This is a genomic window from Ensifer sp. 4252 (assembly GCF_050434565.1).
GTDB lineage: Bacteria > Pseudomonadota > Alphaproteobacteria > Rhizobiales > Rhizobiaceae > Ensifer.
On the sequence record NZ_JBNDIU010000014.1, the window covers coordinates 135,793 to 150,959 of the forward strand.

12 protein-coding genes are annotated in these 15,167 nt (G+C 62.4%); 3 read left to right on the forward strand and 9 right to left on the reverse strand.

Annotated features, from left to right (window positions below):
- The first annotated feature begins 43 nt into the window (after positions 1-43).
- Complete coding sequence (locus tag ABIE33_RS23255; RefSeq protein ID WP_429130022.1) at positions 44-280, forward strand: hypothetical protein; 237 nt, start codon at positions 44-46, stop codon at positions 278-280.
- A gap of 80 nt (positions 281-360) precedes the next feature.
- On the opposite strand, the gene ABIE33_RS23260 is transcribed toward ABIE33_RS23255, so the two are convergent.
- The 9 genes from ABIE33_RS23260 to ABIE33_RS23300 all read right to left on the reverse strand — a co-directional run bounded on the left by ABIE33_RS23260 (position 361) and on the right by ABIE33_RS23300 (position 12,948).
- Complete coding sequence (locus ABIE33_RS23260) at positions 361-1,938, reverse strand: ABC transporter substrate-binding protein (RefSeq protein WP_429130025.1); 1,578 nt, start codon at positions 1,936-1,938, stop codon at positions 361-363.
- Between the two features lie 50 nt (positions 1,939-1,988).
- The gene (locus tag ABIE33_RS23265; RefSeq protein ID WP_429130028.1) at positions 1,989-3,083 is read right to left on the reverse strand and encodes a DUF917 domain-containing protein; all 1,095 of its coding nucleotides are present in this window, start codon (positions 3,081-3,083) and stop codon (positions 1,989-1,991) included.
- A complete protein-coding gene (locus ABIE33_RS23270; RefSeq protein WP_429130030.1) occupies positions 3,068-4,210 on the reverse strand; it encodes a DUF917 domain-containing protein in 1,143 nt (380 codons plus the stop codon). Before ABIE33_RS23270 ends, ABIE33_RS23265 begins: the two co-directional genes overlap by 16 nt.
- The gene (locus ABIE33_RS23275) at positions 4,203-5,762 is read right to left on the reverse strand and encodes a hydantoinase/oxoprolinase N-terminal domain-containing protein (protein WP_429130033.1); all 1,560 of its coding nucleotides are present in this window, start codon (positions 5,760-5,762) and stop codon (positions 4,203-4,205) included. Before ABIE33_RS23275 ends, ABIE33_RS23270 begins: the two co-directional genes overlap by 8 nt.
- Positions 5,763-5,811: 49 nt before the next feature.
- On the reverse strand, positions 5,812-7,479 hold the full coding sequence (gene nikE / locus ABIE33_RS23280; protein WP_429130035.1) for a nickel ABC transporter ATP-binding protein NikE: 1,668 nt from the start codon (positions 7,477-7,479) through the stop codon (positions 5,812-5,814).
- Between the two features lie 4 nt (positions 7,480-7,483).
- On the reverse strand, positions 7,484-8,344 hold the full coding sequence (locus ABIE33_RS23285; protein ID WP_429130037.1) for an ABC transporter permease: 861 nt from the start codon (positions 8,342-8,344) through the stop codon (positions 7,484-7,486).
- Positions 8,344-9,372 (reverse strand): ABC transporter permease, encoded by a 1,029-nt coding sequence (locus ABIE33_RS23290; RefSeq protein WP_429130040.1) that lies wholly within the window; start codon positions 9,370-9,372, stop codon positions 8,344-8,346. Before ABIE33_RS23290 ends, ABIE33_RS23285 begins: the two co-directional genes overlap by 1 nt.
- Before the next feature lie 186 nt (positions 9,373-9,558).
- On the reverse strand, positions 9,559-11,925 hold the full coding sequence (locus ABIE33_RS23295; protein WP_429130042.1) for a response regulator transcription factor: 2,367 nt from the start codon (positions 11,923-11,925) through the stop codon (positions 9,559-9,561).
- Between the two features lie 123 nt (positions 11,926-12,048).
- Positions 12,049-12,948: a LysR family transcriptional regulator gene (locus ABIE33_RS23300; protein WP_429130044.1), complete on the reverse strand. Its 900-nt coding sequence runs from the start codon at positions 12,946-12,948 to the stop codon at positions 12,049-12,051.
- Between the two features lie 109 nt (positions 12,949-13,057).
- Here ABIE33_RS23300 and ABIE33_RS23305 point away from each other — a divergent pair, with 109 nt between their 5' ends.
- Together ABIE33_RS23305 and ABIE33_RS23310 are read left to right on the forward strand one after the other, a co-directional pair.
- Complete coding sequence (locus ABIE33_RS23305; protein WP_429130047.1) at positions 13,058-13,768, forward strand: SDR family oxidoreductase; 711 nt, start codon at positions 13,058-13,060, stop codon at positions 13,766-13,768.
- A 341-nt stretch (positions 13,769-14,109) separates the two neighbouring features.
- Positions 14,110-15,138 (forward strand): NADP-dependent oxidoreductase, encoded by a 1,029-nt coding sequence (locus ABIE33_RS23310; RefSeq protein WP_429130049.1) that lies wholly within the window; start codon positions 14,110-14,112, stop codon positions 15,136-15,138.
- Positions 15,139-15,167: the final 29 nt, after the last annotated feature.

Genomic DNA, 15,167 nt, shown 5'->3' on the forward strand with positions numbered 1-15,167 from the left:
GTTGAAGCGGATCGGGCTGATCCGTAGGGAACTGGGGAAAATCATGCACTCTTCGATCGCCATGTCCTTTGAACCGGAAGACAAGGAAAAGGAGCTGCTGGCGCTGGCCCGCCTTGTCACCTACGCGCGCGATTCTTCGCGCACACTGAATGTCGAAGGCGTTCAATATTGCCTCGAGCTGGCGCTCGCCGCTCTGCTTAAGGAAGTCGAGGAATGCGGCGACAAGAGCGCACTGCTGACCAACGAACTGATGAGCCGCGCCAGCCTCGGAAACTGCTGAGCAGGCGAGGTCGACTTCAATTTTGCTGGTGGCACAGAAAAGGCCCTGCTTGGCGCTCCCGCAAAGCAGGGCTTTTCATCTTAATCGGCCTGGCAATCCCACCAGAAGCGTGAGAAATTCAGGTCCCAGCTCTGCATCGGGATATAGGCGTAGCCCTGCAGGCATTTGCTCGCTGCATATCGCTGAGACTCCACCGTCAGGAATACATCGGCCTGCGCATCGGCGACCTTGCGCTGTATCTCCTTATAGAGATCGTTCTGCGCGGCCGGATCCAGGGTCTCGCGTGACTTGTCGATCAAGGCGTCGACTTCAGGGTCCTGCAGCCATTCCATCGAGGCCCAGGTGCCTTTCGCCTTGGAGTGGTACTGCACATAGAAGACGCTGTCGGGTGACGGATAGGTCGGGCCATAGAAGACCTGAGTGGTCGCGGGCGTCGTCTCGACCTTGGCCGCCAGCTCGGTGATGCGGTTCCACGGTTCCGGCTTAATGTCGAGCTCGATGCCGATCTGCTCGAGATTGGCCTGCATCAAGAGCGCCATATCTTCTTCGAAGGCCAGGCCCGTGACATAGGTGTGGCTGAGCTTGATCGGCCCCTTGCCGGCATATTTCGACTTGGCGAGTTCTTCCTTCGCCTTCTCCAGGTTGTACTCTGGGGCAGGAAGGTCGTTGAGATAGGCGTCCTTGAACACGGATGCCAGCGGTCCGTTCATCGGCTCGCCGGGATGAATGACGTTGCGCACCGTTTCGTAATCGGTTGCGAGCGCAATCGCGCGCCTGACGTGAATATCGTCGGTGGGTGGCACCTTGGTATTCATCTTGATGTAGAATCCGGTCGCCGTCGTACCACGCAGGATCTTGTAGCCCGGCATCTTCTCGATCGCCTCGAAGGTCTCGTTCGCCTGAGCGCGCGCCGACATGCCGAGCTCGCCCTTGGCAGCAAGCGCCTTCACCGTTGCTTCGTCATGGGTGATGACGAAACGGATCTCGTCGATCGGCTTCCCCTTGCTCCAGCCGCCGTGATAGCCCTCATAGCGATTGACGACCATCTGCGAGGAACGCTGCCAGGATGAGAGCATGTAAGGGCCGGCGCCGGCCGGGTGATCGGCCAGGTAGTCCGTCCCCCACTCCTCCTTGCTGTTTTCCCTGATCAGCTTTTCGTTGAGAACAAGGATCAGCGGTGTGTTGCTGATGAACGGCGCGTAGACTTTCTTCAGCCCGATCTCGACGGTCCGGTCATCGACGACCTTCAGCTTGGCCGGGTCGAGGATATCAGTGAAAAGGTAGGACGGGCCTTCGTTGATCGCGAGGAGGCGTTTGACGGTGTAGACGACATCGGACGCCTTGACCGGCGTGCCATCCTGGAATGTCGCACCTTCCTTCAGCTTGAAGGTGTAGGTCTTGTCGTCGTCTGAAACACTCCAGCTTTCGGCAAGCTCCGGCACGACGGAGCCGTCCGGATTGACCGTCGTCAGGCCCGAATAGAGGTTCACGGCAGCCATATATTCCGTGTAGTCGTTGATCTTGCCGGGATCGATGGTGCCGAATTCCTGCGTCGCATTGACGACGATCGACACCTTCTCCTGAGCCGCGGCCGGGGCGGTGAGTGCGGTTGTCTGCACCAGCCCCAGAAGCAGCCCTGTGATGAGTGTTCTCTTCATGTCTCAGTTCCCTTTTCGTTGATTGTCATAGTTTTTCGGTTCGGCCGCACTCAGGCGGCCGGATTGAGCTCCTCGACCGGCTCGTAGGCATGGTCGTAGCCAAAGTAGCCTGGGCCGGCGAGTTCGAGCCCCTTGGCCGTCCGCCACTGGCGATTGCAGGCAAGCCCTGTGAATTCGACCGTCAGGCCGTAACGCAGCTGCTCGGTCGTGACCGGAAGCCCGCCATCGGCGTCGAGCGCGCAGATAAGGTCCGGCGTAGAGGCGATGACCTGTCCCCCATCTCCGCGCGCAACCAGGAACTCGTTCTGGAACGCGACCTCGAAAGTGCGGCCGGCAAAGCCGTCGATGCCCTTGAGCACGGCCCTGCCCCGCGCAAAACCGCCTGTCGTCGCCCGCTCGACATCGACGACGCGGCCGGTAAACAGATGCCGTCCGTCGAACTGCGCGCGAAGCGCGATGCCGGCATGGCGCTTGGCGGCGCGCTCGGCGGCAATCGTCTCGCCGATGCCCTTGATGAGACTGAGCGTGCCGCGCAGGATCCCGGCCTTCATCTGCGCCCCGGTCATCGGATAGGCGGCGACAAGGCTGGCACCGCCCATCTGGATAGCCTGGACGCGGGCCAGCCGTTCGGTCCACAGGTTCGAGACCGCATTGACGATCGAACTGTTGCCCTTGTCATCGGCATGAACCAGCGGCGTGGCGCTGATGTCGTGCATGGTGAAGCTCACCATCTGCAGTTCGGGAAAGGCGCGGCCCATGCCGTCCCCGTCGATCAGCGGCAAGCCGGTTGCAGCGGCCACGGCAAACGGAATGGTCGAATTCAAGCCGCCGGCTTCCACGCAGATCAGGGCATCGGCCTTGCGCCCGAGAAATCTCTCGAGCTGGCGCAATGCCTCCAGCGCCTCGTCGCCACGTGGCAGTTTTTCCACCATCACCGTCGGCGCACCCATCATGAAGACGGGGACGCAGAGCGCATCATCGGCGATCGTTTCGGGCTGAACAACGCGAACCGGACCGTTCGCCTCGATTGCGGTTCGCGCCATCAACTTGCCGATATAGGGATCACCACCACCGCCGGTGCCGAGATAGGCACCGCCGATGGCGATCGCCTCCATGTCGGCAGCCGTTATCAGCCGCTCGGGCATGGCTGCATCTCCTCGATCGGCCGGAAGGTGATATCGTCGAAGCCGAAGGCTTTCGGACCGACAACCTCAAGTGCTGCGGCCGAGCGCAGCAGCGAATGGCAGGGCAATGCCACGATCGCGACGCGCTGGCCGTAGCGCAGCATTTCGGTGGTGATCGCGTTGCCGCTGTCGACATCCAGAACGATGATCAGATCCGGCACCGACACTTCGACTTCGCCGTTGCGGCTGAAGACGAGGTTTTCGTTCTGGATCATCACCGAGGCAGTGTCGCCGTTGAAGGCATCGATGCCGGCAAGCTTGGCCTCACCGACGACGAAACCACCACGCAGATGGCGTTCGAGATCGACGATCTTGCCGGAAAAGACCTGGCGGCCGTTTTCCTGGGCGCAGATGGCCGCAACCGGATCGGCGTGCTCGCGTCGCGCTTTCAGCACTGCGCCTCCGAGCGAAACGGCCTGGGTATAGGAATGCGGGATCGAGTACTTCTTGAGGAAGGCTCCCGTCATCGGCGCCGAGGCAAGCGTCGACGCCCCCCCTTGCGAGACGACGCAGGCGCGCGCCATGCGTTCGTGCCAGAGTTCGGATGCCGCATGCTGGAACAGGACGACATTGCCGTGCAGGTCGCACATGACGCTGGGGGTCGAGCGATGACCGTAGATCGAGAAGGTGGTCATCTGCATTTCCGGAAAGGCGCGCCCCATGCCGTCACAATCGACGACGGGTAGGCCTGCAAACGCGGCCGCGATCAGTGGCTCCATCGAATTGGCGCCGCCAATTTCCTCGCAGACGATCGCGTCGATGGCGATACCGAGATGCTCTTCGAGTGCGCGCACGCAACGCAAGCCTTCGCGTCCTTCCTTCAACCGCTCATAGGCAACGACCGGCGCGCCTATGCCGCCAAGCGAGATGCAGCGCGCATCGTCCGCCAGCCGGTCGAGCGGCAGGATCGACAGGTTGTAGCCGTTGCGCATCGCAAGCCGCGCCCGCAGCTTACCAATATAGGGGTTGCCGCCGCCGCCAGTGCCGAGAATGCCGGCACCGATTTCCAGCGCCTCCAGGTCCTCTTCGTCGAGTACCCAGAGATCGGACGGATCGTAGTTCAGGGCCTTCAATGCACGCTCAGCCATGGAAGCCTCCCATTTCGCCGACAACCTTGACGTGGATGCGGGTGGCATTCCCCGGCAGATAGGCAAGCGGCACGTCTTCCCGCTCGATGACCTGGATCGTTTCGGCGATGGCGCCGGCCGAAAGCGCACGTTCCGTCGCTTCCTGCTCCGCCTGTTTCAGGCAGATTTCGCGCGTCAAACCTTTTTCGAGCGCAAAGACGCGATCGACTTCGCCGCTGATCTGGGCGATGGCCGCACCGACCGCATTGGCGACGGCGAAATTCTCAGGCCGGATGACGTCCAGATCCCCAAGCCTGTCCGGCATCAGGATCGACCCACCACCAACGGCGATGACCGGGATCGGATCAGCTGAGACGCGGCTGCGTTCCACCGAGTTTTCCAGCATCGACACGATCCTGGCATGGGCCTTTTCGGCGAGCGCCCGGTCGAGATGCGCGACCTTCGACGCATCACCGATATCGGCCTTGCCGAGTGCGACGGCGATATCCGTCGTCGTCAGGGTCTGGCCGCCGAAGACCAGAGCATCTTTGGCGATGCGATAGCCGACCGATTGCGGACCGACTGTCACTTCGCCGTTGGCGAGCTCACGCACCAGGGAACCACCGCCAAGACCAATCGAGAAAACGTCGGGCATGCGGAAGTTGGTGCGCACGCCGCCGACGTCGACAATGGTCGCCGCCTGGCGCGGGAAGCCGTGGTGCAGCGCGCCGACGTCGGAGGTGGTGCCGCCAATGTCGACGACGATCGCCTCCTTGCGGCCGGTCAGGAACGCCGCGCCGCGCATCGAGTTGGTCGGACCGGAGGCGAAGGTTAGAACCGGAAAACTTCTGACCGTGGCGGCCGCCATCAGCGTCCCATCGTTCTGGGTAATGAAGAACGGGCAGGAAAGCCCGGCATCCTTCAGCGCCTTGGCGAAGGCATCGACCGTCTTCGCCGCAAGCGACAACAGGCTTGCATTCATGATGGCGGCGCTTTCACGCTCGAGGAGCCCGATGCGGCCGATATCGCCGGAGACGACGATCGGAAGACCAGGGCAATGCTTTTCGATCACAACCTTGGCACGCTGCTCCATCTCGGCATTGATCGGGCTGAAGACGCAGGTGATGGCTGCGGCCTTGACGTTCTTGAGGCGAATGTCGGCAGCGATCCGGATCAGTTCTTCTTCGTCGAGCGGTGCGATGGCGCGGCCGTCGAATTCGTAGCCGCCGCGCACCAGGTAGGTGTGATGGCCGACGGCCTCGGCAAGATCGTTCGGCCAGTCGACCATCGGCGGCAGGCAGGCCGTCGCCGGCAGGCCGAGCCGGATGGCAGCGACATGGTTGATGTGCTTGCGCTCGATCACCGCATTGGTGAAATGCGTCGTGCCGATCATCACGGTACTGATCTTGGACCGATCGATACCGGCCTTGGCGATCGCGCCCTCCAGCGCCTCGATGACGCCGGTCGTCACGTCTTCCGTCGTCGGCGCCTTGACCCCCGACAGCACATGCCGTCCTTCCATGATGACGGCGTCGGTGTTCGTACCCCCGACATCTATTCCCAATCGATACACGGACAGTCTCCTTGTTGGCGGGCCTTCGGCCCTGTTTCTTCGTTCGGCCTTAGGCCGTTGATCTCACCAGGAAGCGCGCTCTCTCCTCGACGCTCACCGTGGGTTTCAATGCTTCCTCCTCGTCGCTCATCACCGGGATCGCCGAGATGAGCGCGCGGGTGTAGGGATGTCGGGGATCGGCGAACACATCCGCCGTGCGCCCTTCCTCGACGATCTCGCCCTTCAGCATGATGGCGATGCGGCTGCAAAAATTGCGCATCAGCGAAAGGTCGTGAGAGATGAAGAAATAGGTCAGCCCAAGCTCGTCCCTGAGGCGCTGCAGCAAGGCGATGACCTGCTGCTGCACCGAGACGTCGAGCGCCGAGGTCGGCTCGTCGAGCACGATGATCTTCGGCTCGGCCGCAAGTGCCCGGGCGATTGCGACACGCTGCTTCTGTCCGCCCGAAAGCTCGTGTGGATATTTCGAGAGATAGGCGGACGGCAGGTTGACCAGCGCCATCAGCTCTTCCATCCGTAGCGTCGCCGCCTTGCCGCGAAGGCCGACATGGCTGAGCGGGACCGCCAAGGTCTGCGTCACCGTGCGTTTGGGGTTCAGCGACGTGCCGGGATTCTGATAGACGATCTGCGTCAGGCGCTGCGACGCTCTTGCTTGCGCCGGCGAACCGACGCGGATCGTACCGGAACTCGGCGCAATCAGTCCCATAACCATGCGGGCGATCGTCGTCTTGCCGGAACCGGATTCACCCGCGAGCCCGAAGATCTCGCCCTCTGGCACCGCAAGCGTCACTGGCTTGACCGCCTCATGGCGCTTCATGCGGCCGAGGAACGGCTTTTCGACATAGACCTTGCCGGCCCCCTCAAGCGTGATGATCGGCGCATTCGACGAAACCGGCTGATCGACCACCTTGGGCCCATAAAGTGGCGGGATCGCATCGATCAGATCGATCGTGTAGCGCTGCCGCGGCGCCTGGAAGATCTGGCGCAGATTGCCGCTTTCGACGATCTCGCCATGACGCATGACGAAGACGCGATCGGCCGTTTGCCGCACCACGCCAAGATTGTGCGTGATCATCAGCAGGGAAAGTCCCTCGCTGTCGACCAGGCGGTTGATTAGCTTCAGGATCTCGTCCTGGGTGGTCACGTCCAGTGCTGTCCCCGGCTCGTCGGCGATCAGCAGTTGCGGCTGATGCAGGAGCGCGAGGCCGATCAGCACGCGCTGGCGCATGCCTCCGGAAAGTTGCGAAGGATAGGCGTCGAAGACCCGCTCCGGGTCCTGGAGTTGCACGCGACGCAAGACATCAAAGATGCGCTGCTTGCGGTCTTTCGCCGAGCTTCGGACGCCATCACGCCGCTCGGCGTAATACATTACGTCATCGAGGTGCCGGCCGATCCGGAAGACCGGATTGAACGAGGACAACGGGTCCTGCATGATGATCGAGAATGCTGTGCCTTTCAGTGCCTCGCGCTCGCGGCCGGGCATATCGAGCACCCGCCTGCCGTCATATTCGATGTTGCCGCTTTCGATGCGGGCATTGTCTGGAAGCGTGCCGAGGATCGCCTTTGAGGTGACCGACTTGCCCGAACCTGTCTCGCCGATCAGCGCCACGCGTTCGCCCCGGCCGATCTCGAAGGAGACATCTTTCAGGATATGCTGGCGGCGGCCGTAGGTGGTGAAGGCGATATTGAGGTCTTCGACCTTGAGGAGAGGATGGCTCATCGTCTCAGGCCTCCACATCGAACATGTCGCGCAGCCCGTCGCCGAGCAGGTTGAAGCCGAGCGTAGCGTAGAAGATCGCAAAGCCCGGAGCCAGCACCTCCCACCACTTCTCCGGCAGGAACTGCCGACCGTCGGCCACCATCGAACCGAGGTCCGGTGTCGGCGGCTTAACCCCGAGGCCGAGGAAGGAGAGCGTCGCGCCGAAAAGGATGACGAAGGCGGCGTCCAAGGTCGTCTTTACCGAGATGACCGAGATACAGTTCGGCAGGATCTCCTTGGCAAGGATATGCAGGTGGCTGGCGCCGGCGAGCCGCGCCGCCTCGATATAGTCTTCCGCCGCGATCGATTTCGTGACGCGATAGACAAGGCGCGCATGCCAGGTCCACCAGAGCAGCGTGATCGCCAGCATGGCGTTGACCAGGTTGGGCTCGAGCACGTTGCCGATCGCCAGAGCCATCACCAACGGCGGGATCGCCAGCATGATGTCGGTAAAGCCGGTCAGGAGCCGTTCGGTCAGGCCGCCGGCATAGCCGGCGATCATGCCCAGCGCCGAGCCGATCGGCACCGCCACGCCGAGCACGCCGATGACGAGCAGCAGCGACACGCGGAAGCCGAAAACCGTGCGCGAAAAGATGTCGCGACCGGCCTTGTCGGTGCCGAACCAGTTGTCGACATCCGGCGGCATATGGCGGTTGCGGAAGTCGACGACGGCGCCGACATGTTCGGGAAAGCGCGCGATCAGTGGCGCGAAGATGGCCATGGCGATGACCGAGAGCACGATCAGCGCGCCGATCACGGCGGCCGGATTTCGGCTGAACCGGTACCAGGTCATGTAGCCTGCGGATAGGCGGGTCGTACCCAGCATCAGCGGGCCTCCTTGAAGCGAAGCCGCGGATCAAGGATGCTGATGATCAGGTCGATGACGAGATTGGCGGCGATGAAGAAAATGCCCGAGACGAGGACCACGGACATGACGGCATTGAGGTCCTTCTGCAGGATGGCGTCGAGGCCGTAGGAGGCGAAGCCGCCCCAGGAGAAGACCATTTCGACGACGAAGGCGTTGCCGATCAGCGAGGCGAATTCGAGCCCCATGATCGTCAATGGCGCAATCGAAGACAGCTTCAGCAGATAGCGAAAGACGATCACACGGTCTGGGACGCCGAAGGATTTCAGCGTCAGCACATGATCGCGGCGCTGATGGTCGATCATGGCCGAGCGGGTGATGCGGGTGATCTGCCCGATACCCGCCATTGCCAGTGCCAGCGCCGGGAAGACCAGATGCTGAAGCGCGCTCAGAAACACATCCGGGCGGCCGGAAAGCAGGCTGTCGACCAACAGGAAGCCTGTCGGGCCAGCGGGCGCGCCGAGCTGGAAGTCAACGCGACCGAGTGTGGGCCAGGAGGGGAAATGATCCGCGGCAATGATCTGCAGGGTCACGGCGAAGAGAAAGCTCGGAATGGTGACGCCGATGAGCGAGAAGAAGCGGCCGCTATTGTCGATCCAGCTGTTTCTGTAACGAGCCGTCAGCACGCCGAGTGGCACGGCCACGGCGAAGATGATGACGATGGTGACGATCACAAGCTCGAGCGTCGCCGGCAGGAAGGTGGCGATATCGGCGCTGACCTCCCGGTCGGACACGATCGAGCGCCCGAGATCGCCGGTCACTGCATGGCTGACATAGCTGACATATTGCGTGACCAAAGGTTCATCGAGCCCCATGCGCTGCCGGAGCTGGTCGACCTGGTCCTGGGTCGCGCTCGGACCGAGCGCCATGCGCGCCGGATCGCCCGGCACGATGCGGGCGAGCACGAATATCATCAGCGACAACACGAACAGCACCATAAGGAAGCCGGCCGCGCGCCGCCCAAACAATGCGACGTAATAATTGCCCATTGGCAATCCTTTCCCCTCGGCCGGTTAGCATCCGGCCTGTCTGCCGCTTTTTGCGGTCGAGGGCAGTTTCAAGCCGAATGGGGCATTCGCACAACGGCTGGAAAGGATGGGTTTTGACAAGAAAGGTATAGGTTTTTATCTGGGCCACACGGAAGAATGGCGCATACGGCGCGGACTGCAACCTGGTCAGGAAATGACGCCGAGCGCCTTTGCTGCGGTGATCGCTTCGCGCCTGCGGGCACAACCGAGCTTGCGATAGAGATTGCCGAGGTGAAACTTCACCGTCGCTTCGCTAAGGCCGAGGGCATGGGCGATGAACTTGTTCGATGCACCCTCTGCAATCATCAGCAGCAGGCGCGTTTCGCGCCGGGTCAGGCCGCTCTTTTCGCCGAGCATCGTGTTGGGCAGACCGGTATCGCGCAGGCGCCGCATGATCTGTTGCGCAGTGGGCGTCGTCTGAAGGAAGTCGCTGATGCGCCGATCGCCGGTAAGCTCCCGCAGGAATTGACGCTCCTCGGAGAGCGGCGCAATGGTGCCGAGCCGGGCCGCGTTCTCAAAGGTTTTTTGCAGGATGGAGCGCGCGCTTGTGAGATTGCGCCGGCGGCGGGCGACATAGGCCTGCCAAACCTCAATACACAATCGCTGACGACCGGTCAGGTTGAGATTGCTGGCCATGGCGAAGAGCTGCCGGTCGAGGTGGACACGACCAGGCATTTCGAAGACGATATGGCGCAGCCAGACGACTGCCAGTGCGATCTCGTCGCGGTCCTGCAGGCGGGTCAGTTCGTCGACGGCCGCCTCCACCCAGGTTCGATTGATGCGAGCCTGCACGGAAGCAAGCTTTTCCGCAGCCTCCTGCCAGCGGTTGCCGTTTTGAAGAATGACGGCGTCCCGGACCTCGATCATCAGGCGGAACTGCCTGTTGTAGACCTGATACGCGCGCCAGCGATCGAGGAAGCCTCGTGCGGCAATCATCGAAAAATGCTCGCTCAGCGCCTGGCTGCCGTATTGCAGCGCGAACTCGATCAGGCTCGGCCAGATCTCCCCATGCGAGAAATCATCCATCTCGGAGGTCAGGAAGCGCGCCAGCGGCTCCGGCTTGCCGTCCTCATATTCGACACAGGCCTCCAGCAGTGCCAGCAGTCGTTTGTCCATGGGGCTGTCGAACGGTACGCGCGACATCTGTCGAGCGGCGTCGACCGCATTCTTGCGCGCCCGCACCGCGTCGCCGCTCATCAGATGCATCATCGCCTGGTGCAGGTTGATGTAGAAGCACAGGAGCGGGACGCCGGCGCGTTCATAGTGGAACAAAGCCCGGTCAGCGATATCCTGCGCGACGGCGAACCGCCGTCGGCGGATGTAGAACTCCAGGATCGAATTGTAGATGCTGCCGCGCTCCAGATCGGCGTCGAGCGGAAACTCCGACAGAAGCGTGGTCGATTGCTCCAGTAGATCGTCGCCAAGCACGACGTCCTCGTAAATGAGCATCACCAGACGGAAGGAGCGGAATGCGGCCGAGAACGCAGCACGGTCGCTCAGCACCTTCAGCACATTGTTGGCGCGCGATCCGTAACAATCGGCAAGCAGCCGCTGTGCACGCAGGATTTCGCCGCGCTTCAGCGCCTGCGTGGCAAGCGCCGTCACGATGCCTTCGTTCTGTGCGGCCAGCTCGGCCGGGAAGCCGGCGAGCACCCGGTCGAACGCCTCCGAACCGTGGAAAAAGATGTAATACCGCCCGAAGGCAGCAACGAAGGCGCGCACCGCCAGTTCGTGAAGCCCGGCCCTCTGCAAGACAAGGATCGCTTCCGTTTGCATGCCGTGCGCGGAATAGGCCGCCGAAATCGCCGGCACACGGGCGCTGTCTTCAAGCCGCTTGGTCAGCACCATATCGAGGGCCGCGGCAAGCATGCCGCCGATGCCACTTGCCTGCAGATAGGCCGGCACCGCCTCTTTCACCTTGGCGGTCGACTTTGCCGCTTGCTGGGCAAGGCTGAGCTGGACAAGCTCGGAATCTGCCATTTCACGCAGGACATCGTTTGCCAGAAAGCGGGTGACCGCCGCATCTTCTCGCGATTGCCTGCCCAGCAGCCCAACCAGAAAAGGCCATCCGCCTGTTTCGGCCAGCAGCCGGGCCGCCTCGGCTTTGCCATAGGACGTCTCGAGTTCGTCGCGCGAGAAGACGAGGTCCTGATTACGAAGGCAGAGCGCCTTGCCATAGGCAATCGCCCGATCAAGGCCGAGAAGCCGGGTTCGCGGCCGTTTCGCGATGACGACACGTCGTCCCTCGTCGCGCCAACCTGCAGCAACTTCGGTCTCATGGACGTCCGACGGCACGTCCCAGAGCAGTACCTCGCCGAAGGTGTCTTCCTCGGCCGGAGGATGTGCCGATCGCCATATGCGAACTTGAAGCCTCGACGCCAGCTGAGACAACAGCGTCGACTTTCCCATGCCCGCGACGGCGTCCAGAACCACAATCGGTTCTGCCGCCGTCACGATGTGTCGCAGCAGGTCGTCTCGCCGGATGTCGATCGCTTTGTGGGACGTATCAGCCATTCATTATCTGCCCGTGGGGATCTGGGCCCGGTTATCGCCGAAACCTAGACAATGATGTTCGGGTTAGAAAGACCGAATAGACTGGGCGACTTGCGTCGCGACCGCTTTATCCGCGACGCCGTCTTAGAATCCGTGAAAACGATCGGCCAGAGCGTCGACCGCGATGCGCACGCGCGGGGTCGTGCCAAGGCGATGCGGCCAGAGCGCGTAGATGGGGAGAGGCATTGGCGCATAGGCGTCGAGGACGGGAACGAGGCGCCCATCTGCGATCGCATCGGCGACAATCCAGCCCGGCAATTGCACCAGCCCATGTCCACGGCAGGCCGCATCCGCCATCAATGCGTGATCTGCAATGCTGAGCGAGCTGCGCACACGGATATGCGTTGCCTGTCCGGACTCGGTAAACCGCCAGGTCTGGGCCACAGGTCCCCGGGATTGCGTGACGCAGAGATGCACAGCAAGCTCCGAGGGGCGCGACGGGACCCCATGCTTCGCCAGATAGTCCGGCGCACCGCAAACCGTTAGGCGTTGCAGACCAAGCTTCCGGACCATCAGGTCGCCCCCGCCGGCAAGCTCGCCGACGCGCACGCACAGATCGATATTCTCCTCGACCAGATCGACTAGCCGATTGGTAAAGGCAATATCGAGTTCGAGCTTCGGATAGTCGGCCGCCAGCGCAATCAGGCATGGTCCGGCAATGCGCCGGCCGAGCAGCTCCGGCAAGCTCACGTTAAGCCGGCCGGCCGGCTCCTCCATGCGCGAGGCGAGCGCCGCCTCCACGGCTGCCAGTTCGGCAACGGCACGCTCGCACCCATCGAGGAACAGCCTGCCCTCCTCCGTCAGCGCGAGGTGGCGCGTGCTGCGCTGGAACAGGCGCACGCCCAGCTTCCCCTCGAGCCGGGAAACCGCCTTGCCCACCGTCGAGGTGGAAAGGCCGAGCCGCTCGGCCGCCTCGGAAAAGCTGGAGGACCGCGACGCCTGCATGAACGCGCGGATAGCACTGAGATGATCGCCGGGAAGCATGGCACACTCCAGAATTTAGATCGTAGATACTGCGCGAACTGTTCTCATAAGAGATTTCTGTTCGTGGATATAGTGCAACCAGTCATTCACATCCAAGGGACCCGACAGAATGAGAAAACAGAGAGTAGCGATCATCGGCGGCAGCTCCGGCATCGGTCTACGTGTTGCCGAACGCGCCAGCGACCTTGGCGCAGACGTGGTCATCGGCGGGCGCGATCCGGAAAGGCCGCAGCGTGCGACAAGCAAGCTCGGCCCGAAGAGCCACGCCGTCGTCGTCGACAATATCGACCAGGAATCCTTGCGACGCTTCTTCGAGCAATCCGGCCCGATCAACCATCTCTTCACACCCGGCGCATCCTATTCGCGCGGACGCATGGACAAGGCCCCAGACGAGGTCGCCGAAAGCGCCTTCCGATCGAAGTTCTGGGGCCAGTATTACGCCGTGAAGCACGCCCTGCCGTACCTCGACAAGAACGGCTCAATCACCTTGATGGCGGGCGCCTACAGCGTCAGGCCGGCGGCAGAAGGTGCCGACTATGGCGCCTGCAATGCCGCGATCGAAGGCCTCGGCCGGGCGCTCGCAGTCGAGCTGGCGCCGATCCGGGTGAACGTCATTTCACCCGGAACCATCGACAGCGACCTGTGGCGCCGCCAGCCGGACGCTGTCAGGGAGGCCTCCTTCTCCAGCTATGGTGAGGCTGCGCTGCTAAAACGGGTCGGCACCACCGACGAGGTGGCGCATACGGTGATCTACCTCATGGAGAACGGCTTCATGAACGGCTCGACGCTCTATCCCGACGGTGGCTTCGCGTTGCGTTGAACGAAGCTCTCCGAGGCTGACCAGCTAAGGACCGGTTTCACGCCATGCTATGTCATACTGTCGATCGGCATCGAACATCCCGACGACATCGTCGATCTGAAGCAGGCGATCGACGCAGCATAACCCCGGCGAGATCAAAAATCTGCTCTTTGGCCCAACCGTTGGCAGCGGCTGGGCCTTTGCCATGCCGGGCTCACTGCTTCGACAGTTCGAACATTATGCCTGAAGGTAAAAAGTTGCGGCTTGCCGTCTTGAGCGACGCCCGCGAAGGTAGCCCGACCAGAAACACATACCCGCTACGCTGCCGCCGAGCGCATGCGCCAGCGGCGGAAGGAAATGTCATGACCTCCGAAAACATCCAGATCCTTCTTGCTTCCCGCCCGGACGGCAAGCCGACACAAGACAATTTCAAGATCGGTCGTTCCGCGATCCCCGAGCCTGCCGATGGCCAGGTCCTGCTGAAGGTTGTCTACCTGTCGCTCGACCCCTATATGCGCGGTCGTATGAATGCCGGGAAATCCTATGCTAGGCCCGTCGAGATCGGCGACGTGATGGAGGGCGGGACGGTTGCGCGTATCGTGCGCTCGCGTCACCCGGACTTCGCCGAGGGCGATTTCGTGCTTTCCCACTCCGGCTGGCAGAGCTACGCGCTTTCCGATGGCCTGGGCCTGCGCAAGCTCGACCCTTCGGCGGCCCCCCCGTCAACCGCCCTCGGCGTTCTGGGCATGCCGGGTTTTACCGCCTATTCCGGCCTGCTGACGATCGGCAAGCCGAAGCCCGGCGAAACCGTGGTGGTTGCGGCGGCAAGCGGCGCCGTCGGCTCGGCAGTCGGGCAGATCGCCCGCATCAAGGGCGCACGTGCCGTCGGGATTGCAGGCGGCGCCGCGAAATGCGCTTTCGTTCGCGACGAACTCGGCTTTGACGCGGTGATCGATCACCACGCAGACGATTTTGCCGCGCAACTGGCAGCCGCCTGCCCGGCAGGGATCGACATCTACTTCGAGAATGTCGGCGGACATGTATGGGACGCGGTGTTTCCGCTCCTCAACGATTTCGCCCGCATTCCGGTTTGCGGGTTGATCGCGCAATACAACAGCCGGCCCGGCGAACGGACGGGTGGCGACCGCCTGCCCCTCGTCATGCGCGACGTTTTGAGCAAGAGCCTGCAAATTCGCGGTTTCATCCAAAGGGAGTTCGGCGACCAGCGCCCGGACTTCTACCGGGAAATGGCCGGATGGATGGCATCGGGTCAGATTCATTACCGGGAAGACATCGTTGACGGCCTCGATAATGCGCCGACAGCCTTCATCGGACTGCTGGAGGGTCGCAACTTCGGCAAGCTCGTCATTCGCGTCGCCGACGAGAACTAAAGGCTGGCGCTGCGTCAGGCTCTGTCGCC